Genomic DNA, 24,921 nt, shown 5'->3' with positions numbered 1-24,921 from the left:
TCATGATTATCAAAAAACTAACTGTCGTGTTGTTCAGTCTGGGCCTGTTTTTAGTGCCATTACAGACAAGCGCTCAAGTAATTGGACCAGTTTCTTATGTGGCTCTCGGTGACTCACTTGCGGCAGGTCAAACCCCGACACGTGAGATTGATACTGGTTACAGTGATTTAATTGCCCAAGAAATTGCGAGAAATCAACCACTGGCCTTCTACTCAAAAGATTTGGCGTTCCCAGGATTTACGAGCGCTGATGTGTTGAAGCGAGTCCAATCGAAAGAAGCAAAACCTTTGCTACAAAATGCAAATCTCATCACGATATCTGCTGGAGCAAACGATCTTCTGAGATTAATAAAATCAGATGCAAAATCAGGTTCACTGTCATTTCAGCAAATCCCAGCAGACTATTCTTTGAACAATGTACGAAAGAATATGAAGACCATGCTTGCAGAGTTGAAAAAGATTGCACCAAAAGCGGAAGTGTATGTAATGGGTTATTATTTTGCCTATCCGCATGCTCGTGACTCACAAAAAGTCGGTACTGCGAAACAACTGAATCGATTGAATCAAATTTTGGCAAACGTGGCAAAAGAAGCGGGTGTGAAATTTGTATCTGTGGAAACTGCATTTGGAGATCAAGCCACTGGCAAAGTACCGAACCCTGCTGATGTGCATCCGAATGCTGAAGGATACAGAGCCATGGCTAACAGCTTCTTCAATGTCTATGCTAAAGGTGGCATGCAGGTATTGGCAGGGGAGATTCCTCCTGCAAATCCACTGAGCTTCGAACAGATTATGAAAGACCGTCAAGGAGCAAAGGCAACGGCAGCTGGAGATGAATCTGCCGCACTGCCATCATCATTTTTGGAAGAAGATTATATTGCCATATCTGAAATGAAAACGATGATATAAAAAAAGTTGGAACTCAGATTAATGAGTTCCAACTTTTTATTTGCGTGGATATGTTATTGTTGTGGAGCGTTTTCTTGAATCCAATACTTTTTTTACGATTGGAATAATAATTGGCGCAAACTTTACAGCTGTCTTAACTAAGTTACCGATTCTCATGTGTATCGCTCCTGTCAGTATTGTACATTAATTTAATTCCCGTAAAGAGCCCAAGGTAAACCTATTGCAGTACTTTAATTCCTTGGATGATATTCCAGATCAATACAATAAGATAAAGAATACCATACACTGCAATAAACAAGAAAGGAAGTCCTGCAGTCAGGAAGTTAAATGATGTGCTAGGCTCTACAGTGCCATCAACTGTCGTGCTGAATACTGCGATTGAACCAATCACTAATACAATGAACCCGACAATTCCGAGCACCACGGGAATCAAGTGTGACAGAAGAGAGCGTTTCGCATGATACTTAACCTCAGCTGTCGGTGAAACGAAATATACGATTAATGGCAATAAGAATGGAGCGAATAAAATACTGAAATAACACAAAGCGGATAATATACGTTGATTATCCATTAATACTCCTCCTTTAATGCTTACTGCCTTTAATACGTTACAACATTAATAGAGGTTTCAAATCAATGCATATTTCGTTAAAATGTCTGCATATTGCTCAACGGATGATATCAATACATACTCTCCTGGTCCGTGCCAGTCGTCTCCGCTTGGTCCGAACTCAATTGCTCCAGCACCAGTTTTTGCATAGTAACGTGTATCCGCAGCTCCATGCTGCCCGAATAACACAGCCTCTTTTTGGGTTACTTGTGCTATAACACCAGCAAGAGATTGAACAAAAGCATTATCTTCGGTTGTTGTAATGGCGGGTGTTTTACCGCCAGGTTTGACAATATTTTTGGGGTTAATAGATTGAGCAAGTTCAGTCATTTCTTCAATAATATCTTCCCATTTTTGTCCTGGAACAAAGCGAATATCGTAGTTAACTAGACATTCATCAGGTACGACATTATATCGATCGCCTGCCTGGATTTTAGCCAAGTTAATGGAAGGATATTCGTAATATGGATTGCTTGCTTTCGTAAATGGTAGTGTCTTTAATTGTTCATTAAATTTAAAGGCTGCTTCAATGGCATTCGTTCCTTCCCATGGACGGGATCCGTGGGCAGCTTTTCCGAACAAAGTGACATCCGCATGCAGAATTCCTTTCGATTGAACACTTAGTTTCATGTGAGTTGGTTCTCCGCAAATGACAAAGTCACCTGAGCGACCAATTTCTACAAGATGACCGGATGTTTTACTTCCACCCGTTTCTTCATCCGTTACAATATGTAAAACAATGCGTTGCTTAAGTTCTTCCCTTGCAGAATAAGTACGTCGGAACGCTTCCATCATGGCTGCCACTCCAGCTTTCATATCTGCGGATCCACGACCATACAAGCGGTCGCCTTCGATAACGGGATTGAATTGCTCGATTTTTCCAGGTACTACATCCACATGGCCATTCCATACGATGGTTGTGGGACCTTGTCCGATTTCAGCGTGAATCATCAATCGGCCTTCATTTTCAAGAACTTCATGTGTGATTTCATGACTATCGAGCCATTTTGAACAAAATCGAAGTGCTTCATTGGCACCTTCTTCTGTATCACTTTTAATTGCTACCAAATTTTTCAATAACTCGATCATGTAACTTCACATCCTCAATAAATTTTTATATTCAGTATACTACCGCTGTTCCAAAAGTCACAGAACTAACGAAACCCTCTTGCTTCTCTTTCCCTCTTTGGTTACAATTAACCCGTAATATCAAAATTAGATGTATTTACCACAAGGGGAGCCTGTAATGGCTGAGAGTGAGCGAGGAACGTTCTAACCCTTTGAACCTGTAAGTTAATGCTTGCGCAGGGATGTGGATAGAAACCGACTCCAACGACGTCAGGCTCTGTCCCTGAGGTTGTTTTTTTATGGTTTTTTCACCCTGACATGCGATTTGCAGTACATCGCAAAAGGAGGAAGCAAGATGAATCGAAGTAAGTTGTTATTATTAATTGAAGTGGCTATTTTTGCAGGAATCGGATTGGTATTGGATATGCTTTCTATTAACTTATGGTTCCAGGGCGGATCTATTAGTCTTGTCATGGTACCAATCGTATTGATGGCTATTCGATGGGGGCTTGCGGGAGGTTTGAGCACGGGTCTGATTATTGGGGTCCTTCAAATTTTAGCGGGAAGAGCTTATATTTTAACTCCTGCCCAAGGTTTCCTGGATTATTTCGTAGCGTTCACAGTTGTTGGCTTAGCAGCACTTGTCAGACATAAAGTAATACAAGCAAAAAATGAGCAGCGTAAAGGAAAAATGATTACTTATATCGTATTGGGAGCTGTTTTTGGTGGGCTCTTCCGGTTCTTTACACACGTAATCGCAGGAGTTATTTTCTTTTCAGAAGCTGCAGAAGGCAAGAACGTTTGGATTTATTCGCTCGTATATAACGGCGGTTATATGATTCCTTCCATTATTTTGACAGCAATTGTGTGCTCCATCATTTTCGTTGCTGCACCACGTTTGATTGAACATCGCAATAACGTTTGATTTATAGGTGTGTCTTTATTGAGTGGAATCATCAATGTTGGTAGCGAGTGGACAGAATTCGTTTTGAATGAACAAAAACCACGTTAAAACCCTGTATGGGTTGTTTTTAAAATTCGGCTGATGACGCAATTCCTCTATTGCGCATACTTTACTAGAGGTTTACCAAATGTTCAGAATGATTTTGGTAAATGGGAAAGCATCTTTTCTTGTGGTATAGTATGGGGTAGATAATTTGAGGAAGAAAGGGTTTAACGAATATGATTGCAAAAACTACTGAAGACTTTGAGTCGTTAAAAACTATCGGTCGCATCGTTGCAGAAATTCGTGATGTAATGCGAGAGGCAACAAAACCAGGTGTCACGACAAAAGAACTTGATGAGATCGCTGGCCGCATGTTTAAAGAAAAAGGAGCTATTTCTGGTCCTAAAGGGGAGTACGATTTCCCTGGATTTACATGCATCAGTGTCAATGAAGAAGTTGCTCATGGCATTCCTGGTTCACGTGTCATCAAAGATGGAGACCTAGTGAACATCGACGTATCCGGATCATTCAATGGCTATTTCGCAGATACGGGAATTTCATTTGTAGTGGGTGAAGGCTACGCGAAGAAAGAAAAGCTATGTGAAGTAGCTGAAAGTGCATTTAACCGTGCAATGTTGAAAGTAAAGGCTGGTGCTCGGTTAAATCAAATCGGCAAAGCTGTGGAACGTGAAGCGAAGCAAAATGGATTAACTGTCATTATGAACTTAACTGGACATGGTATCGGAAAATCTCTTCATGAAGCACCACAGCATATTTTGAATTACTTTGATGCATGGGAACCTACCATCTTAAAAGAAGGTATGGTTTTGGCAGTTGAGCCGTTCATTTCAGAAAAAGCGGAACATATCGTGGAGTCTGGTGACGGTTGGACTTTCTTGACTCCGGATAAATCATTAGTTGCACAGATTGAACATACGGTCATCGTTACTAAAGATGCGCCAATTCTTATTACGAAAATCGATTAAATAATGCGAAAGACCAACTGCTATGAACGCGCAGTTGGTCTTTTTTTAATAAATAGGATGCCCGCTAGCATGACTGCACATAAGAAAAGAGCAGCTGTAGAGACAAGAAGTTCTTCGAAACCATTTCGGACCGCAATTCCGATATAAGCCCAAATAAAGACAAATACATAAGCGATATCAAAATGGTGGAATCGAATATGTAGTGCGAGTGCTGTTCCAACAGTCATCATGATGACTGCCCATAGGGGGTCACTCAATCCCCAGCCATTCCACTGATATAGAGTTAGGACATAACTAATATTCGTAATCGTTGCAACACTGATCCATCCCAAATAAATTGATATTGGAAAGCGACCAGTAAGAAGGTTATCGGATACTGGATAAGTACGATAAAGTAAAGTTAGTGTAATTAGGTATGCAATCATCACGACAACCGTAAATAAGAAATATTCATAATGCCATAAATAAATCCATGCCACATTAAAAATGCAACTGATGATAAACAGATTTGAGCGCTTTATATAGGTTGCATCTATATCTTTACTCCTCTTCCACATACCTACCAACCAAATGAGCATCAATACATAAATAACGGACCAAATTGAAAATACATAGCCGGCCGGTGTAAATAGTACAGGAAGACGATTGGAAATTTCACCAGTTGTTTGATTGTTAAGTGGTAAAATATTTGCCAATGCATTGATGATAACCACACCAATCAGTGCGATGACCATTAGTGCGAAACGAACCACAGCATTCACCTCCTATACATTAGTATAACGTCAGTCCAAAGCAACAACAAATTTCTATTTACCAAAACTCTCTGTAAAATGAAGTTTAAAAGAATGAAGGTCTCTGGATTGACAGAATTTGTCACGGCTGCTGAAGAAATGTTGAACAGGCTCCGTGGTTTATCGTTGAAGCGAATAATAAGAAATATGCACGCAAGGTTGTTTTAAAAAGAATTCTGGAACATATTATGCAAGTGTGCATTGAAAAAGGCATACCCATTGCAAAACTACAGAACGATGTTTCGCAAGGCGAAGAAGCATGATATAATAGTGTAGTGTTTTCAGAAAATTTAGAAAGACATGGGGGAAAGATATTGACTACAAAGACGTATGCTGAAGTTTGGGACTTGGACGTATTTTTTAAGGGAGGAAGCTCATCTCCTGAACTTCGTGAACATTTGGATGCTTTAGCAAGTAGACTTGATACTTTTGAGCAAACTTTATCATCCTTTGTTGTTCCAACAGGGGAATCAGACGCTACTAAAATTTCTTCTATTATTGAAGAAACTAAACAAGTTGCTGAAAATTTAACACAAGCTGGAGCAGTTGTTGGTTGTTATTTAGCTCAAGATACTACTGATAAACAAGCGAACTTATTGCAAGGGGAAATCGGCTCTTTAGGTGCTCGTTTTTCTTCATCCATGCTCGTTGTTCAACAACAGTTATCAAAAACTGAAGAAACTGTTTGGACTGCTTTAATGAAGGACGATCAATTAAAAGAATTTGCTTTTGTTCTAAACGAATGGCGAGATGAAGCGAAGGAATTACTTTCTGAAAAAGAAGAAGATATGATTACCGCTCTTGGGGTGGACGGCTATCATGGATGGGGTCAACTATACGATTTATTGGTTGGTGACGTGAAAGTTCGTGTCACAGTGGACGGAGAAGAAAAAGAGTTCTCTGTAGGACAAGCGAGTAACTTAAGTTCTCATCCGGATGCAAAAGTTCGAAAAGAATCGTTTGAAGCATTAGAACAAGCATGGACAGATAAAGAAGAGTTCTTTGCTAAAACATTGAACCATATGGCTGGATTTCGCTTGGCCGTTTACAAAAAACGTGGCTGGGATTCAATATTAAAAGAACCATTGCAAATAAATCGAATGAAACAGCAAACATTGGATGCTATGTGGGGCGCAATCAGCGCGCATAAAGCTCCATTTGTAGAATATTTAAAGCGTAAGGCTGAGCTGGTAGGAGCAGATGCCATGCATTGGTACGATTTAGACGCGCCAGTAACTGAATCTACTCAGAAAGTGTCATACCAGGAAGGTGCAGAGTTCATTTTAAAACACTTCGGCAAATTCGGTCCGGAGCTTGAGAAATTCTCACGACAGGCATTTGAAGATGAATGGATTGAGGCAGAAGACCGCCCTAATAAACGACCAGGTGGTTTCTGTACTGGGATGCCTCTATCACAGCAGTCCCGTATTTTTATGACATATAGTGGAACGATGTCCAACGTTGCAACATTGGCACATGAACTTGGTCATGCTTTCCATTCATATGCACTTCGTCCTGTACATTGGATGAATCGTCAATATGCAATGGGAGTTGCAGAAACAGCTTCTACATTTGCTGAAATGATTGTAGCTGATGCAGCAGTAAAAGAAGCATCAACAGCTGATGAAAAATTGGCATTGCTTGAAGATAAGATTCAACGAAGTGTCGCATTCTTCATGAACATTCATGCACGATTTTTATTTGAAACTCGTTTTTATGAGGAGCGTAAAAAAGGAATTGTTTCTGCTGCACGCTTAAATACATTGATGGAAGAAGCGCAACGTGAAGCATTTGGAGATGGATTAGGTGAAGTTCATCCGCATTTCTGGGCATCAAAACTGCATTTCTATATCACACATGTACCATTCTATAATTTCCCTTACACATTCGGTTATTTATTCAGCTTAAGCATTTATGCGAAAGCAATTGAAGAAGGCTGCAGTTTCGAAGAAAAGTATATCTCCCTACTTCAAGATACGGCAATCATGTCTGTTGAAGATTTAGCAATGAAGCATTTAGGAGAAGATATCACTCAACATGCGTTCTGGGAAAAAGGCATAGCACTATGTATTAAAGATGTGGAAGAGTTTCTGTCGTTAACTTCATCTAAAGGGTGATTTTCAATGATTTTACTGGACGGACAAACTTGTTTTTTACGAACATTAGATGAAAATGATGCTTCAGATCTCACCAATCTAGTATTTAAGAATCGACATTATTGGTCAATTTATGAACCAAGGCATCAGGATTCATACTTTACCGTAGCAGTACAAAGAGAAAAGATTCTAGAATCACTTCACCATATGAAGAACCAACGCGAATTCAGCTTCGGCATTTATGATAGACAGTCGGGGGAACTAATTGGTCATATTTCTATGTACAGTATTAAACGCCTACCTTTTTCAAGTGCTTTCATTGGTTATTCTATAGATGAATTGAATGTGGGCAAAGGGGTTGCGACAGAGGCGGTTCAACTTCTGGTCAAGTATGGAATGGAAGTTATAGGGTTACACCGCATTGAAGCATATGTTTCTCCGCGTAATGTTGGTTCAATGCGTGTCTTAGAAAAAGCAAAAATGCAAAAAGAAGGCTTGTTAAGACAGCTACTATTCATTAATGGTGAATGGGAAGATCATTACATTTATGCAATTTTAGAAAATGATTATTGAAAAGGCAAGGCCGCTTGGCGGAAATGGCGTAAAATGATGAATGGCTGGTTTCTCAATTGAGAAACCAGTTTTTTTATGTCGATTTCCCGGGAAATATTAGATGTTATAGGCTGATATGTTTACATATTTTCAACCCAATCATATAATAAACTGAAATCCAATAAGAATAGTAGGTTTTAATATGAAAACAATTCCGAAGCCTCTTGTGATGGCGAATCAATGGACAATTGTCATATCAGTAGTCATTTCGCTTATTACACAATCCGCGTGGATGTTATTGATTCCTTTAGTTTCATGTCTTTTAAGTTTATTTACAGGATTCAATCCTGTTTTAGCCATAGTTAAGAAATTTTTAACCAAGCCAGCAAATGAATATGCCCAAGAAGATTATGACCAGCTACAATTTAACCAATGGTTGGCCGTTGGGTTTTTATTAATTGCGACGATTAGTTTCTTTATGAATTGGGGTATTTTGTTTAACATTGCAACTGTTATGGTGGGATTAGCAGCATTGATAGCTATTATGGGGTTTTGTATCGGATGCTTCATTCGTTTCCAATACCAACAATGGAATTATCGACGCAAAAAATCAGCAGAACAGTAAAAAAGAGCCTAACATGAACTGCACCCCAATTGTTAGACACACTAACAATTGGGGTGCAGTTTTTTTATGTTTCTTATTCCACAAGTGTAAGTCTGCCTGTTGCGGGATCAATGACCAAACCGTGAACTGGAAAATCTTTGACCATTAGGGGATGATTTTTTACCATATCCACACTATGTCTGACACTTTCGCTCACATCTTCAAAGCCACGCAGCCATTCGTTCAATTCCACACCCGAATAGCTCAGCATATCGATTGTTTCTTGAGCAATTCCCCGATCAATCATTTTCTGCAGCATGACATCCGGTTTGATGGCACTCATCCCACAGTCGTAATGACCAATTATGTAAATTTCTTCTGCATTCAATTCATATACAGCTACAAGTAAACTACGCATGATGCCACCGAATGGATGGTTAATTACAGCGCCGGCGCTTTTTACAATTTTCACATCACCGTTTTTAAAGTTCATTGCCTTCGGTAATAATTCAAATAACCGGGCATCCATACATGTTAAGATAACTATTTTTTTGTCCGGAAATTTTGTTGTAATGAATTCTTCGTATTGTTTTTCAGCTACGAATTTTTGGTTAAAAGAAAGAATTTCGTTTAATAAAGACATTTATCAGTTCCTCCTAAGTAAGTTCCTTTCTTATTGTAGATGATTTTTATAGGGATTCGCCACTTTTAAGTCACATTCCTTAAAAACAAGGTAATGTGTACCGATAATCCTTTGTGTAGAATAGAAATATTAACTACACTATAAGGATAAAGAAACATAAAGGATGAAAAACATGAACCATTCAATGCTTGAAGAGGCAGCTAAATTTATTTTTCAATATGGAGAAGAGAATGGACTTTCAATGGAAGTGGTAAATGACCGTCAGCGTTGTGTAGAAAGTGAAATAAGAGCTACTGGAACCTATACACATACACTGGAGGAAATAACGTATGGTGCAAAGCTTGCTTGGCGAAATAGTACGAAATGCATTGGACGGTTGTTTTGGGAAAGTCTCGATATTTTAGATGCAAGAGATGTGGAGTCGTCTGATGAAGTAGCCGGATATCTGCATAAACATATTCAACACGCAACAAATACAGGGAAAATTCGGTCTACGATTACCATTTTTCCGCCACTTAAACAAAATGAACCGCAAAAAGTGCAATTGTGGAGTCATCAGTTGATCCGCTATGCAGGGTACAAATTGGAATCAGGTGATGTTGTAGGTGATCCAGCTTCGATTGAGATAACAAAAATAGCCCAAAATCTTGGTTGGGAAGGTGAGGGCAGTCCGTACGATTTATTGCCCGTGATTTTCCAATGGGATGAAGGGAATCCAATAATGGTACCATTAAATAAAGAAGAAATACTTGAAGTGGAAATCAATCATCCTGTTCATCAAAACTGGGAACCACTTAATCTGAAATGGTATGCGGTGCCAATCATTTCGGATCGATATTTGGAAATTGGCGGATTACGTTATCCCGCTCCTTTTAACGGATGGTATATGGAGACAGAAATCGCAGCAAGAAATTTAGTAGATTCTTATCGTTACAATCGATTGAGAGATGTCGCAGAACAGTTGGAGCTTGATACATCAAGTACGACAACGTTCTGGAGGGACAGAGCCCTAGTGGAACTTCAACATGCAGTGTATGCATCGTATAAAAAGGCTGGAGTCCAGATTGTCGACCATTATACAGCGGCACAGCAATTTCAAACGTTTCGTGATAAAGAAGAAAAGCAGCAAAGAGAAGTAAAAGGGGATTGGACGTGGCTCATTCCACCGGTGTCGCCGGCATTGACTCCAATCTTTCATCAAGGAATTATGAACGAGGAATTGTCGCCGAACTTTATCAAACAAAAGCGACCTGCATTATATAAAAAAATGAGCGAGATGACAGAATCATCCCGCTCACAAGGTTGCCCCTATCATTTTTGATTAGCGGGCAACTTTTTGTATTTTATCCATCATAACTAATGAACGACCTGTACCGATTGCTACAGACTCAAGTGGTTGAGGGGCAATATGAACTGGTACGGAAATCTCGTTAGATAACCATTCTTGCATGCCTTTTAATAGGGCACCGCCACCAGTCAATACAACACCTTGGTCAACAATGTCACCAGATAGTTCTGGAGGACAGCTTTCAAGAGTTGCACGAATTGCTTCCAGAATAGAAAGTAACGATTCTTTCAAAGTCTCTTGAACTTCTACAGAACTGATTGTAATAGTTTTTGGAAGGCCTGTCATGACGTCACGGCCACGCACTTCCATTGTTTCTACTGTATGTGGAATCAAGGCGTACCCGACTTCCATTTTAATTCTTTCAGCTGTGCGTTCACCGATTAACACATTGAATTGTTTACGGACAAAATGAATAATGTCTTCATCCATACGGTCTCCCGCAACTTTAACTGTATTAGACGATACGACACCGCCAAATGAAATGATCCCAACTTCAGTGGTTCCCCCACCAATATCAACAATGACACTTGCAATTGGTTCGCTGACAGGCAGGTCTGCGCCAATCGCAGCTGCTACAGGTTCTTCAATCAAATGTACTTCTTTAGCGCCACTATTTTTCACGGCATCATGAATTGCACGGCGTTCTACTGAAGTAGCGCCAGATGGTGTACATACCATAACGTTCGGTTTACGGACAGAGCTACCCATTTTTTTGCCTACTTTTTTCATGACCATACGCAACATATCTGTCGTTACATCAAAATCAGCAATGACGCCATCTTTCAATGGTCGAATAACTGTAATCGAGCCTGGTGTTTTACCGATCATACTCTTCGCTTCTTCACCAAATGCGACAACTTGTCTAGTTTTTGTATCCACCGCTACTACCGATGGTTCATTTAAAATAATGCCTTTATTTTTTGTATATACAAGGATATTAGCTGTTCCTAAATCAATCCCCAAATCAATACCTGAAAACATGCAGATTCCTCCCTTAAAACGGTTTGCTTCATAAGTATAGAGGATTTTAGTGCATAATCCATATGGTACTTAATGGGAGTTGTCAAATGTTGCAGAATTTCCTGTGACATATGGTATAGAGAGGAGGGGGGAATTAAGTATCTTGTAGGATTTTGTCACATTATCGTTATACTCGTGTAGTGTAAATGTAAACGAAAAGTTAAATCATAACAAAAAGCAATCGTCTGTAGACGATTGCTTTATATGATTAATACTTTGTATTAGGTTTTGGATCGATTATTTCTGCGTCATGAGAAACTAAAGCTCTACCCAAGAAATGCATAACGAATTGACCAGTTATCCCAATAATAATCATAAAGCCAATAACAATTATAATCCCGAAAGTCATGAGAACTCTCCTTTCTACTAACCTATTTGTTCAATAGTTATCAGTATACAGGAGGAAAGTGCATTCTTGAAGGTATTTTACCAATTGTCGAAAATTGTTCATTAAAACGCCCAGTTACCTGCACGGAATATCGCTTCACGAGAGCCGTCTTCCAAAATTCCATCAATGTCCATTTGCTCAGAACCAATCATGAAGTCCACGTGTGTAATGCTTTGGTTTAAGCCGTTCTCCGCGAGTTCTTCTTGAGACATCTTTTTGCCGCCGTCTAAACAGAATGCATAAGCGCTTCCGATTGCAAGGTGGTTTGACGCATTTTCATCATACAGAGTGTTGTAGAAAAGTAATCCGGATTCAGAGATAGGGGATTGGTGAGGTACCAATGCAACTTCTCCTAAATACTTCGCGCCTTCATCCGTATCCACCAATTGTTGTAATACTTCTTGTCCTTCTGCAGCTTCCACTTTCACAATGCGTCCTTTTTCAAACGTGATTTTGAAATCGTCAATAATGTTGCCGCCGTAGCTTAAAGGTTTAGAGCTAACAACAACTCCATCCACACCAGTTTTCAAAGGAACTGTAAATACTTCTTCAGTTGGCATGTTTGCCATGAAAGAATCGCCTTTTTCGTTTACGCTTCCAGCCCCACACCATAAATGGCCTTTAGGAAGTTCAATTGTAAGATCAGTACCCGGTGCAGTGTAGTGTAACTTGTGATATTTTTTTTCGTTTAAATAATCCACTTTTGCATGAAGAGTTTCATCGTGTTTTTTCCATGCTTCGATAGGAGAGTCAACATCTGCACGCACAGCTTTAAAAATTGCTTCCCATAATGTAGAAACTTGCTCATCTTTAGCAACGTCAGGGAACAATTTCGCTGCCCAAGCTTTAGAAGGAGCTGCAATTACTGTCCAACTGATTTTGTCCGATTGAACGTATTGACGATATTTCGATAAAGCGGTTCCAGCAGCCTTTTGGAATGCAGCAATGCGGGAAGACTCAATTCCTTTAAGTAAATCAGGGCTTGAAGATATCACATTCATGAACGCTGCACCTTGATCCGCAAGCTGTTCACGTTCTTGAATTTTCCATGCTGGGAATTCCTCGAAAGAAGCACTTGGAGCCATTTCGAATTTTGTGCGGGTAATGACGTCGTCCGTCCAGTCCACATAAACTTGTTTTGCGCCCACTTCATAGGCTGTTTTAGTTAATAAACGTACAAATTCAGGATTATCAATTGATGCTGTAATGTATAAACTTTGTCCCGGTTGAATGTTAACGCCGACTTTGACAGCTAACTCAGCGTACTTCGTTAATTTCTCATTAAATGATGTCATTTCAATATTCTCCTTTTTCGTCCAGTCTGCTTCTATAGTAGCAATATTCAAAGCAGTAAATCAATTGCAATAATCGTAAAACGAAAGAATAGTTTGGTATTTTGAAAATTAAGTATTGTAATTGCCTTCACAAAAGTTTATATTATAAACAAATGTTTAAAGAGGTGATGTGATGAATGAAAAAGAACAGGCGATCATTGAGATGATTCGCCAAAATCCATTTTTGACCCAAAAAGAAATGGCGGAAACGTTGAACATTTCAAGACCCGCGTTAGCTAATTTAATTTCAGGTTTAATGAAACAAGGAAAGATTGCGGGAAGAGCGTATGTCTTGCATGAAGAACGGGAAATTCATTGTATTGGTGGCGCCAACGTTGACCGTAAATTCCATTTGCAACAAAATGTTCAACTGGGAACATCGAATCCAGCGAATGCGATTGAAAGTGTAGGTGGTGTTTCACGGAATATCGCTGAAAATTTAGGACGCTTAGGACATAAAGTGCGTCTTTTTACAACTGCAGGTAAAGACGCAGATTGGCATACAATCGAAACGGCTTCGCAAAGCTTTATGAACTTGCAATCCATCGAGCAGCTCCCAACTCACACTACGGGTTCTTACTCAGCAATCCTGGATCCTTCAGGGGAGTTGGTTCTGGCTATTGCCAATATGGACGTATATGAAGAATTGACACCTGCCTATCTACAAACCTATGAAATGCTGTTAAGTGGTTCAACACTTATTGTTATTGACTTAAACTGTCCGAAAGAAACGGTACAGTTTATCCAACGATTTGCTTTTGACAATCAAATTCCATTGGCAATAGTGCCTGTTTCCTCACCTAAAATGAATCGCATGCCCGATGAACTACATGGTGTCACTTGGGTCTTATGTAACCTAGATGAAGCCGAAATGTATTTGAAAAAGACGATTAAAACGAATGAGGAATATCATGAAGCTATATTGGAACTTTTAGCTAAAGGTGCAAAGTATGCAGTCATTACAACTGGAAGCAATGGAGTTTATTTTGGTTCCGCTGAAGATGGTGTACGTCACATGCCGGCCGTAAAAGCTTCTTCGCTAGAAGATGTTACTGGAGCTGGTGATGCCTTTGTTGGGGCAACGCTACATAGTTGGTTGGAGGGTTTATCACTACCTCAATCGATTCAAGCAGGTCTGATGAATGCTTCCAAAACATTAGCATCTCCTTACACGGTAAGAACCGAACTTTCAGCAACACGTTTAATAAAAGAAATGGAGGAATTATAAATGAAACAATACATATCTTATTCAACCGAGGTAAAAGAAGCACTGGAGACAGGTAAAGCAGTCGTCGCTCTGGAGTCGACTATCATTTCTCACGGGATGCCGTACCCACAAAACGTAATTACGGCAAAAGAAGTGGAACAACTGATTCGTGACAATGGAGCAGTACCAGCAACGATTGCCATATTGGACGGTCAAATCAAAATCGGCTTAAATGATGAAGAATTAGAAGTGCTTGGAAACAGTCCAGACGTAGCCAAGGCATCACGTCGTGACTTGCCATACTTATTGGCAACTAAACAAAAAGGTGCAACAACGGTAGCAGCGACCATGATTTGTGCTGATTTAGCAGGTATTCATGTATTCGTTACAGGAGGAATCGGCGGCGTACATCGTGGTGCTGAAACAACGATGGACATTTCAGCAGATTTGGAAGAATTGGCACAAACGAATGTAGCGGTCATTTGTGCAGGCGCAAAATCGATTTTGGATATTGGCCTCACACTGGAATATTTGGAGACGAAAGGTGTACCGGTTGTTGGGTATCAAACGGATTCTTTACCGGCATTCTATACGCGAACGAGTCCATTTGGAGTGAATTTCCGTGCGGATGATGCACAAACAGTAGCCGAAATGTTGAGAGCAAAATGGACATTGAATCTGAAGGGTGGAGCAGTCATCGCCAATCCTATTCGTGAAGAAGATGCAATGGAAGAGTCCTTTATTACTGAGATTATTGAAAAAGCATTGGCAGAAGCAGACGAAAACGGCATTGCTGGAAAAAACGTCACGCCATTTTTACTTGGAAAAGTGAAAGAATTAACGGAAGGCAAGAGTTTGGAAGCAAATATTGCCTTGGTTAAACATAATGCAGTTGTTGGTACAGGCATTGCCGTGGCGTATCAAAATTTAATGAATGTGTAATTTCCTAGAGAAGCCTTCCTTGCGAAGGCTTTTTTATGTTTAGTGGAAGAAAATGAGTGAAAGGGAATAAAGAGAGGCTGAGAGGGAGTACACGGGTGACGACCGGTAAAAATGACTTTCTACAGGAAGAAACCAATTTGAACGGAAATAAACCACAAAAACAAAAATTCCTTCTATTAATTTTTTTTTGCAGAAACGCGAACGTCGAATGCCTATACGGAATACGATACATAGATTAACAATTGGAGGTAATGAAATGTATTCGAATATTAATCAATACGTAGCCCCTCTTAATCCATGTCTCAGTCGTGCAGAACTAGAACTGCGTAATACGATGCGTTTACTTTGGTCACAGCATGTATACTGGACAAGAGCAGCCGTGATTGCATTGATAAACGATTCACCCGACCTGGAGATGGTGCTGGCGCGATTATTACGAAACGCTCCCGAGATGGGAGATGCACTCGTGCCTTATTACGGAAAGGAAGCGGGAGACCGTTACAGTGAGTTGATTAAGGAACATCTGGTACTTGCAGCCGATCTGGTGAAAGCGGCAAAAGCGGGAGATACGAAAAGCTTTGAAGCCATTAATAAAAAGTGGTACGCCAATGCAGATGACATTGCTGAATTTTTGAGTATGATTAATCCTTTTATCACGAAACATGAAATGCAGGAAATGATGTACAAACATTTGGAGTTACTTACAGCAGTAACGACTTATTTGCTTGAAAAAAATTATACCGCTTCAATCAACACATTCGACCTATACGAATTACAGGCACTCCATATGGCAGATGAAATTTCTGAAGCCATCGTCGCCCAGTTTTCCTGCCCTCCTTGTTATTGATAATGAGTCTTTGAACACCATTCAAATTTGAATGGTGTTTTTTTATATACTTAAAAGTTTTGTCGATCAGTAATTGAGGAACTTAATAGTATGGAGGGGATGAGCGTGAAGACGGATGTTTTTATCACTGGTGGTGGCATTGGTGGCTTAACACTTTGCTTTGAAGCTAGTGCGTGTAGCGGTTTTCAATAGTTTCTTCCATTCATTCGAAAATATACATCTATTGCCTCAAAAAGAGCAATGGGAGCAATGGCGAACTGACGCTAATTTAACATTATTGGGCATGCAGATTGTCATCAGAGAAGGCAGTTGGTTTTGCTGAGCAATATAAAAAGACCTCTAAGTCAACAAGACTAGAGGTTCTCGGCTAAAAAAGTTCGCTAAGTTTTTTAAAAAATTATTTACGTAATGAACCTAACTCTGATGCGATGGCTTGCATTTCGCTTGGACTGAATGTATCACGCTTCATGACCATGGCATACAAATCGTGTAAATCTTCATACTGAGAGTCATCAAAATGCTCAGATTTCATGGCATCTACATTGACCATACGAAGTTTTTCTTTTATTTGTTCAATCATGTATTCCACATTTTCTTGTGAAGGTTGAGTTAAGTTCATTTGGGATTCCTGCCTTTCGGACAATATGGTTAATCATTTCATGGGACAGAAAGATTGTCAAATCCAATTCACTTATTGTTTTAATGAAGAAAGAGTTGGGTATATTAAAGCACAATGATTATTACTACTTAGGAGGTTTTTATATGAAGGAAAGCAAATTATTTAAAGGCATGGTTGTTGGAGCATTGGCAGGAGCGGGGATCAGTTTATTTGATCGTGCGACACGTGAAGAGGTTAAATATAAATTGAAAACGGTATCTTCTGACGTGAAATATTATTCAAAAAACCGTGATGACCTGATAATGAAATTACAGGAAAAAGCAGAAGTTCTACAGACGGTTTATACTCAGATATCCCAAGATGCTAAATATTTATCAGGGAAAGTGGAAGAAATGAAAATCTTGACACCACAAGTGAAAACGTTGGTAACAGATACAAAAGAAGCATTCGAACACTCTAAAGAAGAGTACAAAACCATTGTAAAAGACGATGAAGATGAATTCACTATGCCGGTTTTACCTGAGCATGTATACGAAGAGAAATATTTCTCATAAGGAAGGGAACGATGACATGGCTAACGAAGATATTCCAATTCAACCTAGAGGTAGTCAAAAAACCAAGTCGTCAGGGAATTTCTTAAGTAAGCTGAAATTGATGCAATTTAAGAAAAAAAATAAAGAACCTAAGCATCCTTTTGATGTCACATCATCAAAAGGATTCTTTCAAGAATTAATTGCTCGCATTCAACATGTGGACGTATCAGGCTTAGGGGCACAACTTGCGTTCTTCTTTTTATTATCGCTATTCCCTTTGCTGATTTTTTTGGTGACCTTGTTGCCGTATTTGAATTTGCAGGAGGATCAACTCTTTAATATTTTGCGTACATATGCACCTGTTGAAGTATACACGCTGATTGATGGCACTTTGAATGAAGTGCTCAATAACCGCAACGGTGGTTTATTATCAATCGGGATTCTTGCTACCATTTGGTCTGCATCGAATGGGATGAACGCATTGATAAAATCATTTAACCGTTCATATGATTTGGTAGAAACAAGACCTTTCTTCATCGCAAGAGGTATATCCGTTATTTTCACTTTATTGCTCATAATGCTATTTGTAATTGCACTTGTATTGCCGGTATTTGGCAAACAAATTGGTACTTTCATATTCTCTTATCTCGGCTATGAACAAGGATTTTTGGAAGTATGGAATAATATAAGATGGACCATTCCACCTGTCATGATTTTTATCGTCTTTATGTTGTTATACTGGATTGCCCCAAATCGCAAGTTGTATTTGAAAAGTGTAATTCCTGGCGCAATCTTTGCAACACTAGGCTGGATCATTGTTTCCCTTGGATTCTCATTATATGTTAGTAGCTTTGCCAATTACTCAGCTACATATGGAAGTATTGGTGGAATCATAGTGTTGATGATGTGGCTTTATTTTTCCGGAATCATCTTGATGGTCGGGGGACAAATCAATGCCGTGATACAGGAACGAAAAGAAAAACTGGCCATGAAAAAAGCAGGAGCTGTCGTATAGACGCTCCTGCTTTTTATATGTTCCGATTCAGTAGACGTAAACTGTTCAAGATTACTAGAATCGTACTGCCCTCATGTCCAATGACCCCCAAAGGTAAATTTATCATTTGAAAGAAATTGCTGATGATTAAAATGACAATAACGGTAATGGAGAAAAATACATTTTGCTTAACAATCCGATTCATTTTACGAGACAAGCGGACAGCATAATTGATTCTAGATAATTCATTTTTCATGAGGACGACATCAGCAGTTTCCAATGCCACATCCGTCCCTTCACCCATAGCAATTCCAATCGTTGCAGTTGCCAAAGCAGGGGCATCATTTATGCCGTCGCCAACCATCCCAACATTTTCGTATTTCAAAAGTAGTTCTTTCATATGGCTCACTTTTGTCTCTGGCAAGCATTCGGCAATGTATTGATCAACGCCAGCTTCTTCAGCAATTACTTTTGCAGTTCGTTCATTGTCGCCTGTCAGCATAATCGTATAGACGCCTGATTCACGAAGTAAAGCAATAGCTTCTTTTGCTTCAGGTCGAACTTGGTCTCTTAATGCAGCAATGGCAATGATCCCATCGTTATCTGCTGCGAATACAACTGTCTTTCCTTGTTCGGTCAATTTAGAAGCAATGCCATCATGAAACTTCATGGCTGCATCTGTTCCTACGTAACTCGGTTTTCCAACTTTCCATTGTGTCGTTCCAATCGTTGCATGTATCCCCCAACCGGGAACATCTTTCATATTCGAAATAGGTGAAGTGACAATCCCTTGATTAACCGCAAATTTAGTAATTGCCTTTGCAAGTGGATGCGTTGATTGCGATTCAATACTTGCCCAGTTTGTCAGAACTGAGGTTTCATCCATGCCTTCACGAACGATGAAATCAGTCACTTCGGGCTTTCCTTGAGAGAGCGTGCCCGTTTTATCGAGTGCGATTGCTTTCATGGAACCCACATTTTCTAAATGAACGCCGCCTTTGAACAATAATCCGTTTTTGGCACCATTTGAAATGGCTGAAAGAGTTGCTGGCATAATCGATGCAACGAGTGCACAAGGTGATGCTACTACGAGTAGTACCATCGCCCGGTAAAATGTCGTCGTCCAGTCCCAGCCAAATAGGAAGTGGGGGAGAAACATCATGATGCCTACCGAGATAAGAACAATCTTGACGTACCGGCTCTCAAACTTCTCTATAAATTGTTGCGCCGGTGATTTTTCACTTTGCGCCGATTGCACAAGTTCGATAATTTTTTGTACGAGCGATTCACTGCTTAGCTTGTTCATTTCAATTGTCATGACACCATTTAAATTAACAGTACCGGCAAATAAATGGTCGCCTGTGTGTTTTGATACAGGAATGGATTCCCCACTGATTGCAGCTTCATCTACCAAAGTATTTCCGCTCACGATAATGCTATCTACGGGAATACGTTCACCCGGTTTTACAAGCAGGAGGTTTCCTATTTGCAACTCCTCTACAGCGACACGCTTTGATTGCCCGTTTTCATCCAGCAGCCATGCTTCCTCTGGTTGTAACTTCATTAACGCTGATAATTCGCGTTGGCTTTTATTCATCGTGTAAGTTTCCAAAGCCCCACTTAGTGCAAAAATGAAAATTAGGACCGCACCTTCCGTCCAATAGCCAATAATGGATGAGCCAATTGCGGCAAAAATCATCAGTAACTCAACGTTTAATTCTTTGTTGTGCACTGTGTGTAAAATGCCTTCCTTCGCCTTAGCGTAACCGCCAATTAGAAAGGCGATTAAATAGATAGAAATGGATAAGGAGCTTTCCTCGCCTTTTCCGATCAGCCAAGCGATTACAATTAATACGCCTGATAAAAGTGCTGCAATCAATTCGGCATGTGGTTTGATGCGACTGAACATTGTCAGTGAAATATTTTGCTCTTTTGCTCTCATTTACATTCCTCCTGATAATGAAAATCAAAATCATAGTCCCTAAAATGTACGAAAAGCTGGCACTCCCAAAGGGAATACCAGCATTTATTAGAATTTATATTAATTAATAATCATTATAACATAGAAGTTCTTAAACAGGCAATCTAATGAATTATTTATATACAGGCTCACTGTATTGGGCTAATTTTTCAAGAGATGATTTATCTACATCTGCATGTAAGCTATTGCCGTGAGAATCCATTGTAACGACCGCCGTGAAGTCTTCAACGCGCAAATGCCACATCGCTTCAGGAATGCCGAATTGCATTAAATCCACGCCCTCAACATCTTTTATACAATCCGCATAGTATTGAGCAGCTCCACCAATTGCATTTAAATATACTCCGCCGTGTTCATTAAGCGCTTCCAGTGTTTTTGGTCCCATGCCGCCTTTACCCATAACCGCACGAATGCCGAATTTTTTCATGATGTCGCCTTGGTAAGGCTCTTCACGAATGGATGTAGTCGGACCAGCCGCTTTAATATGCCATTTGCCTTCGTCATCTTTCAAAACAACCGGACCACAGTGATAAATGATTTGACCATTCAAATCTATTGGTGCATCATTTTCGGATAAATATTTATGAATCGCGTCACGTCCTGTATACATCATCCCGCTGATGTTCACGACATCGCCGACTTTTAATTGGCGAATTTCTTCTTCGCTGATTGGTGCACGCAGTTCGACAATGCGAGATGTTGCTTCTTCAGCAGATTGATCTGTACCTGAGTCTTTAAACTCAACTTTTTCGCCTTCTTGATATTGCCATTCATTGATTTCACCAGTCGCAGGGTTAATGTTGATCGCCAATCGACGGTAAGCCCAACAGTTGTAAGCTACGGAAACAAAGAAACTTGCCGGAATACGGTGCATGACACCAATCTTACAACCTAGTAAAGTAGCTTCTCCACCAAAGCCCATCGTGCCAATGCCAAGTGTATTAGCTTTTTCTACAATGTATTCTTCAAGTTCAGCGAGTTGCGCGTTAGGGTTCACGTCATCCACAGAGCGGAATAATTGTTCTTTGGCTAAGTCATATCCGGAAGCACGGTCGCCACCAATTCCTACACCAATGAATCCTGCTGAACACCCTTGACCTTGTGCTTGATAGACTGAGTGAAGAATACATTTGCGAATGCCATCCAAGTCACGTCCTGCTTTACCGATTCCTTCAAGTTGTGCAGGGAGGCTGTACTGAATGTTTTTATTTTCACATCCGCCACCTTTAAGGATAAGCTTCATTTCTATGTAATCTTTTTCCCATTGCTCAAACTTCACAACTGGAACACCTTCGCCCAAGTTATCGCCACTGTTTTCACCAGTCAATGAATCTACTGCATTAGGACGCAGTTTACCAGTTTTCGTAGCAGTAACCATCGCACGTTTGATTGCCGCTTTTATTTCAAGTTGGTTAACCCCAATTGGCGTTTTGATTTTAAAAGTAGGCAACCCAGTATCCTGACAAATAGGGGAGACATTTTCGTCCGCCATTTGAATATTGTTGGTGATTGTATCCAAACTCATCGCAGCGCGAGTGCCCGCATTTTCCGCCGCTTTAGCTTTGCGGACTGCACGACGCACATCTTTCGGTAAGTTTGTCGACGTTTCTGTAATTAAGTCATATATGCTTTTTTCCAATGTTTCTAAGTACATGTGTGTTGACCCCTCTCATACATTGCTTAGTCATAATTCCACTCTCCATTATACTCTTTTCAGTTGGCTAAAAAAAGGAATGGATGTCGAAAGGAGGGAGGGGGGTAAGGAGAAGTTGGATGCGAATGGACAGAAAGAGATTTGTATGGACGTAAAACCATTGCAGATGGATATAAACCGCCTCTGACTGGACATAAATCACATGCGAACCGACAGAAATGGTCTGCGATTAGTCAAAAAACATTTCATAGCTTAAAATTTCATTCGAACTAACCGCTTTGAACTTTCACGGTTGATTTTACAAAAAAGGAATCTGCGCCCTTTCCGCGGACGAACTGGCAAGCCTCCTCGCTCGTACCTCACTGCGGGGTCTTGCCAGCCCGTTTTTCCGCAGGAGTGGCGCAGATTCCTTTACTTTAACAATATGATTAACAGACTCTAGAACACCCTATTAAATAATGTTGTTGATATTACGAAGAGTGCATTTGCGCCTAGCTGGCCGCAAGAGCGTGAAGAATGAGACCGCAAGTATGTGGTTTTCATACTTGTTGGGCTCATGCGGAACGTGCGGCAAGCGCAAATGTACGATAAACAACCACACCATTTAACAGAGCTAAAATAAAATAGAATTTGGAACATAAAAAAGAGAGCACCCATATAAATAGGCACTCTCCATGTGTTCATTCAGGACGGTTTTTAAATTGTTCCATCTTTTCTTCTAAGTCATCCATCATCGCAATCAAGCGATCAATGTCTTCAAGTTCAGTCGTTTCTGGTTCAATTGAATCTAATACTTCTAAGAAAATGTGAAGACGTTCTTTTAAGTATGTGACTTGTTGGTCTTTGTTTGAAATTGACTTGCCCATGTGAGCCACCTCGCTTTACACATACATCGTAGCCCATATACAATGATTTTTCAACTGTCAGTAGGACTTATGAAATATTTTAATATTAAATGTATTTTGAATATTTACAAAAGTTAATTAACGTGTTAAGGTTAATTTACTTCAACAAGAGAGGGGAGGCCGTAGTGAATAGTCGAAACCAATCAATCAGTTAGAAGGAGGGGGTTCGAACATTTCACCGGCACAATAGCCGTGAATCGATATATGGATACTCAATTGGATATTAGTGATATTTAGAAGGCTCAGCCAATCATCTGTTCGCAGATCATCGACTGAGCCTTCATCAATGTCTAAATAAGTTCGAACGTTTCTACGACTTCAATTGATTGGTCTACAGAACGGACCATAGAACAATTTTTCTTCGTCAGAATCATTGCTTTTTCAACTTTCGCTTCCTCGAGTTGACCTCTTAATTTGAAATGGATGTGCACTTTTTCGAGTCGATTTGCTTCTTCAGGATTGCGCAACACTTCCAATACTTCAATCTCCATATCCTCAATCGGCATACGCATCTTCTCACATACTTTTCGAAGAACGCCGCCACTACAGCCTACAAGAGACGAAACAATTAATTGGTAAGGTCTAAATCCTTTTGTTTCATCTCCTGAAATCGTTAATTTTCCAAACTCCAACTCTGTTTCTAATCCATATTCTGTCATCACATACTTCAACGCAAATCCCTCCTTTATGATAGAATTGTACCGAAACTTGGTTGAAATGAATATAATTTCAACCCGTACGCAGGAGGACCTTCATGAATCAGTTTACAGCCTTAGAAAAAAGAAGATTTTGGATTTTAGTGGTCATTGTTTCGATATCTGGATTTTCGCAAGGAATGCTGTTGCCACTCATTTCTGTAATTTTCGAACAAGATGGACTTTCTTCTTCATTGAACGGTTTGAACGCAACAGGGCTATATATCGGAACACTTTTAATTTCTCCATTTATGGAACAGCCACTTCGAAGATTTGGTTATAAGCCCATAATTCTCATCGGAGGGATGTTGGTTTTTGTATCATTGCTGTTATTTCCGCTATGGAAAAGTGTTGTTTTTTGGTTTATTTTGCGATTGTTCATTGGAATAGGAGACCATGCACTTCATTTTTCGACTCAAACATGGATTACAAGCTTTTCGCCACAAGAACGCTTAGGGCGCAATATCGCATTGTACGGACTGTCATTCGGAATTGGTTTCGCAGCAGGTCCTTTATTTTTGCCACTCGTTTATATTTACGAAGGCTTGCCGTTTATCATATCGGGGATTTTATGTATGTCCGCTTGGTCACTCATATTTTTTGTAGATAATGATTTTCCCGGGCATATACATGAAACATCCACAATGCGAGGGACATGGGCACGTTTTGGGGCAACCATTGGATTTGCTTGGGTAGCTTTTATCCCTCCATTTAGTTACGGATTTTTGGAGTCCAGCTTGCATGCCATTTTCCCAGTCTACGCGTTGCGAAATGATGTCAATGTGTCTATGGTTTCCATTATATTAGCTGCATTTTCAACAGGTGGAATCCTTTCGCAGTTACCATTAGGTGCTCTAAGTGATCGAATCGGCAGAAAGAAAGTCGTATTATTTTCGTTGTTTGGCGGCGCGTTCTCTTTTAGTTTGGCAGCCATGTTAGAGAATAATGTTTGGACACTTATCGGTGCATTTCTACTCGCTGGTTTGTTCGTAGGGTCAACATTTTCTCTTGGTATTTCTTACATGGCGGATTTAACGCCTAAAGCTTTATTGCCATCAGGGAATTTACTATGCGGGATTTTCTTTAGTATCGGCAGCTTGACCGGACCATTTTTGGGCGGTGTGTTTCTGGAGTACTTTAAAGACTTCAGTTTTTTATGGCTTATTTCGTTATTTTTATTGACGTTAAGTTTATTAAGCTTGTTGAAGCCCAAAAAACAGCATGTCCAATCGAGTTGAGATTCGATGGGA

General features: G+C 39.9%; 25 protein-coding genes, 1 pseudogene and 1 riboswitch. Of the genes and pseudogenes, 14 read left to right on the top strand and 12 right to left on the bottom strand.

Annotated features, from left to right (window positions below):
• Positions 1-2: 2 nt before the first annotated feature.
• On the top strand, positions 3-908 hold the full coding sequence (locus HMPREF1210_RS13605; protein WP_016429270.1) for an SGNH/GDSL hydrolase family protein: 906 nt from the start codon (positions 3-5) through the stop codon (positions 906-908).
• Positions 909-1,125: 217 nt separating this feature from the next.
• Here HMPREF1210_RS13605 and HMPREF1210_RS13600 read toward each other — a convergent pair whose 3' ends face one another.
• Complete coding sequence (locus HMPREF1210_RS13600; protein WP_016429268.1) at positions 1,126-1,479, bottom strand: DUF4870 domain-containing protein; 354 nt, start codon at positions 1,477-1,479, stop codon at positions 1,126-1,128.
• 57 nt (positions 1,480-1,536) lie between these two features.
• Complete coding sequence (locus HMPREF1210_RS13595; protein ID WP_016429267.1) at positions 1,537-2,607, bottom strand: M20 family metallopeptidase; 1,071 nt, start codon at positions 2,605-2,607, stop codon at positions 1,537-1,539.
• Positions 2,608-2,741: 134 nt separating this feature from the next.
• Positions 2,742-2,846, top strand: a riboswitch (TPP riboswitch).
• Positions 2,847-2,941: 95 nt separating this feature from the next.
• Here HMPREF1210_RS13595 and thiT point away from each other — a divergent pair.
• Both thiT and map read left to right on the top strand, forming a co-directional pair.
• The gene (thiT, locus tag HMPREF1210_RS13590) at positions 2,942-3,511 is read left to right on the top strand and encodes an energy-coupled thiamine transporter ThiT (protein ID WP_016429266.1); all 570 of its coding nucleotides are present in this window, start codon (positions 2,942-2,944) and stop codon (positions 3,509-3,511) included.
• Positions 3,512-3,768: 257 nt separating this feature from the next.
• Positions 3,769-4,518: a type I methionyl aminopeptidase gene (map, locus tag HMPREF1210_RS13585; protein ID WP_016429265.1), complete on the top strand. Its 750-nt coding sequence runs from the start codon at positions 3,769-3,771 to the stop codon at positions 4,516-4,518.
• 20 nt (positions 4,519-4,538) lie between these two features.
• Here map and HMPREF1210_RS13580 read toward each other — a convergent pair whose 3' ends face one another.
• Positions 4,539-5,270: a TspO/MBR family protein gene (locus HMPREF1210_RS13580; protein ID WP_016429264.1), complete on the bottom strand. Its 732-nt coding sequence runs from the start codon at positions 5,268-5,270 to the stop codon at positions 4,539-4,541.
• A 149-nt stretch (positions 5,271-5,419) separates the two neighbouring features.
• Between HMPREF1210_RS13580 and HMPREF1210_RS18520 the strand changes: the two are divergent.
• The 4 genes and pseudogenes from HMPREF1210_RS18520 to HMPREF1210_RS13565 all read left to right on the top strand — a co-directional run.
• Positions 5,420-5,572: pseudogene (locus tag HMPREF1210_RS18520) on the top strand (polyphosphate kinase); the annotation flags it as partial.
• Positions 5,573-5,623: 51 nt separating this feature from the next.
• Positions 5,624-7,426: a M3 family oligoendopeptidase gene (locus HMPREF1210_RS13575; protein WP_016429263.1), complete on the top strand. Its 1,803-nt coding sequence runs from the start codon at positions 5,624-5,626 to the stop codon at positions 7,424-7,426.
• Between the two features lie 6 nt (positions 7,427-7,432).
• Complete coding sequence (locus HMPREF1210_RS13570; RefSeq protein ID WP_016429262.1) at positions 7,433-7,978, top strand: GNAT family N-acetyltransferase; 546 nt, start codon at positions 7,433-7,435, stop codon at positions 7,976-7,978.
• 181 nt (positions 7,979-8,159) lie between these two features.
• Positions 8,160-8,582, top strand: coding sequence for a DUF4395 domain-containing protein (locus HMPREF1210_RS13565; protein ID WP_016429261.1), 423 nt, complete (start codon positions 8,160-8,162; stop codon positions 8,580-8,582).
• Between the two features lie 73 nt (positions 8,583-8,655).
• Here HMPREF1210_RS13565 and HMPREF1210_RS13560 read toward each other — a convergent pair whose 3' ends face one another.
• Positions 8,656-9,204: a carbonic anhydrase gene (locus HMPREF1210_RS13560; protein ID WP_016429260.1), complete on the bottom strand. Its 549-nt coding sequence runs from the start codon at positions 9,202-9,204 to the stop codon at positions 8,656-8,658.
• Positions 9,205-9,376: 172 nt separating this feature from the next.
• On the opposite strand from HMPREF1210_RS13560, the gene HMPREF1210_RS13555 reads away from it, so the two are divergent.
• Positions 9,377-10,525: a nitric oxide synthase oxygenase gene (locus HMPREF1210_RS13555; RefSeq protein WP_016429259.1), complete on the top strand. Its 1,149-nt coding sequence runs from the start codon at positions 9,377-9,379 to the stop codon at positions 10,523-10,525.
• On the opposite strand, the gene mreBH is transcribed toward HMPREF1210_RS13555, so the two are convergent.
• From mreBH to HMPREF1210_RS13545, 3 genes are all read right to left on the bottom strand, one after another.
• Positions 10,526-11,533, bottom strand: coding sequence for a rod-share determining protein MreBH (gene mreBH, locus HMPREF1210_RS13550; RefSeq protein WP_016429258.1), 1,008 nt, complete (start codon positions 11,531-11,533; stop codon positions 10,526-10,528).
• A 247-nt stretch (positions 11,534-11,780) separates the two neighbouring features.
• Complete coding sequence (locus HMPREF1210_RS18255; protein WP_016429257.1) at positions 11,781-11,921, bottom strand: hypothetical protein; 141 nt, start codon at positions 11,919-11,921, stop codon at positions 11,781-11,783.
• A gap of 101 nt (positions 11,922-12,022) precedes the next feature.
• Positions 12,023-13,255, bottom strand: coding sequence for an aminopeptidase (locus HMPREF1210_RS13545; RefSeq protein ID WP_016429256.1), 1,233 nt, complete (start codon positions 13,253-13,255; stop codon positions 12,023-12,025).
• Between the two features lie 172 nt (positions 13,256-13,427).
• Between HMPREF1210_RS13545 and HMPREF1210_RS13540 the strand changes: the two genes are divergently transcribed.
• The 3 genes from HMPREF1210_RS13540 to HMPREF1210_RS13525 all read left to right on the top strand — a co-directional run bounded on the left by HMPREF1210_RS13540 (position 13,428) and on the right by HMPREF1210_RS13525 (position 16,290).
• Positions 13,428-14,522, top strand: coding sequence for a carbohydrate kinase (locus HMPREF1210_RS13540; protein ID WP_016429255.1), 1,095 nt, complete (start codon positions 13,428-13,430; stop codon positions 14,520-14,522).
• Positions 14,523-15,443, top strand: a complete 921-nt coding sequence (locus tag HMPREF1210_RS13535; RefSeq protein WP_016429254.1) for a pseudouridine-5'-phosphate glycosidase — start codon at positions 14,523-14,525, stop codon at positions 15,441-15,443. It begins immediately after the preceding gene.
• A 256-nt stretch (positions 15,444-15,699) separates the two neighbouring features.
• A complete protein-coding gene (locus HMPREF1210_RS13525; RefSeq protein WP_016429253.1) occupies positions 15,700-16,290 on the top strand; it encodes a hypothetical protein in 591 nt (196 codons plus the stop codon).
• A gap of 397 nt (positions 16,291-16,687) precedes the next feature.
• Here HMPREF1210_RS13525 and HMPREF1210_RS13520 read toward each other — a convergent pair whose 3' ends face one another.
• Positions 16,688-16,909, bottom strand: coding sequence for a DUF1128 domain-containing protein (locus HMPREF1210_RS13520; protein ID WP_016429251.1), 222 nt, complete (start codon positions 16,907-16,909; stop codon positions 16,688-16,690).
• Between the two features lie 143 nt (positions 16,910-17,052).
• On the opposite strand from HMPREF1210_RS13520, the gene HMPREF1210_RS13515 reads away from it, so the two are divergent.
• Both HMPREF1210_RS13515 and HMPREF1210_RS13510 read left to right on the top strand, forming a co-directional pair.
• Positions 17,053-17,463, top strand: coding sequence for a YtxH domain-containing protein (locus HMPREF1210_RS13515; protein ID WP_016429250.1), 411 nt, complete (start codon positions 17,053-17,055; stop codon positions 17,461-17,463).
• A gap of 16 nt (positions 17,464-17,479) precedes the next feature.
• A complete protein-coding gene (locus HMPREF1210_RS13510) occupies positions 17,480-18,457 on the top strand; it encodes a YihY/virulence factor BrkB family protein (protein WP_016429249.1) in 978 nt (325 codons plus the stop codon).
• Positions 18,458-18,470: 13 nt separating this feature from the next.
• Here HMPREF1210_RS13510 and HMPREF1210_RS13505 read toward each other — a convergent pair whose 3' ends face one another.
• From HMPREF1210_RS13505 to HMPREF1210_RS13490, 4 genes are all read right to left on the bottom strand, one after another.
• On the bottom strand, positions 18,471-20,378 hold the full coding sequence (locus tag HMPREF1210_RS13505) for a heavy metal translocating P-type ATPase (RefSeq protein WP_016429248.1): 1,908 nt from the start codon (positions 20,376-20,378) through the stop codon (positions 18,471-18,473).
• A gap of 151 nt (positions 20,379-20,529) precedes the next feature.
• Positions 20,530-22,071, bottom strand: coding sequence for a fumarate hydratase (locus HMPREF1210_RS13500; RefSeq protein WP_016429247.1), 1,542 nt, complete (start codon positions 22,069-22,071; stop codon positions 20,530-20,532).
• Positions 22,072-22,751: 680 nt separating this feature from the next.
• Complete coding sequence (locus tag HMPREF1210_RS13495; RefSeq protein ID WP_016429246.1) at positions 22,752-22,937, bottom strand: SE1561 family protein; 186 nt, start codon at positions 22,935-22,937, stop codon at positions 22,752-22,754.
• A 329-nt stretch (positions 22,938-23,266) separates the two neighbouring features.
• Positions 23,267-23,647: an OsmC family protein gene (locus HMPREF1210_RS13490; protein WP_016429245.1), complete on the bottom strand. Its 381-nt coding sequence runs from the start codon at positions 23,645-23,647 to the stop codon at positions 23,267-23,269.
• An 83-nt stretch (positions 23,648-23,730) separates the two neighbouring features.
• On the opposite strand from HMPREF1210_RS13490, the gene HMPREF1210_RS13485 reads away from it, so the two are divergent.
• Positions 23,731-24,909 (top strand): MFS transporter, encoded by a 1,179-nt coding sequence (locus tag HMPREF1210_RS13485; RefSeq protein ID WP_016429244.1) that lies wholly within the window; start codon positions 23,731-23,733, stop codon positions 24,907-24,909.
• Positions 24,910-24,921 lie beyond the last annotated feature (12 nt).

The organism is Paenisporosarcina sp. HGH0030 (assembly GCF_000411295.1).
GTDB lineage: Bacteria > Bacillota > Bacilli > Bacillales_A > Planococcaceae > Paenisporosarcina.
Note: the sequence above shows the minus strand (reverse complement) of the source record. Positions and strands in the feature narration are given on the sequence as shown.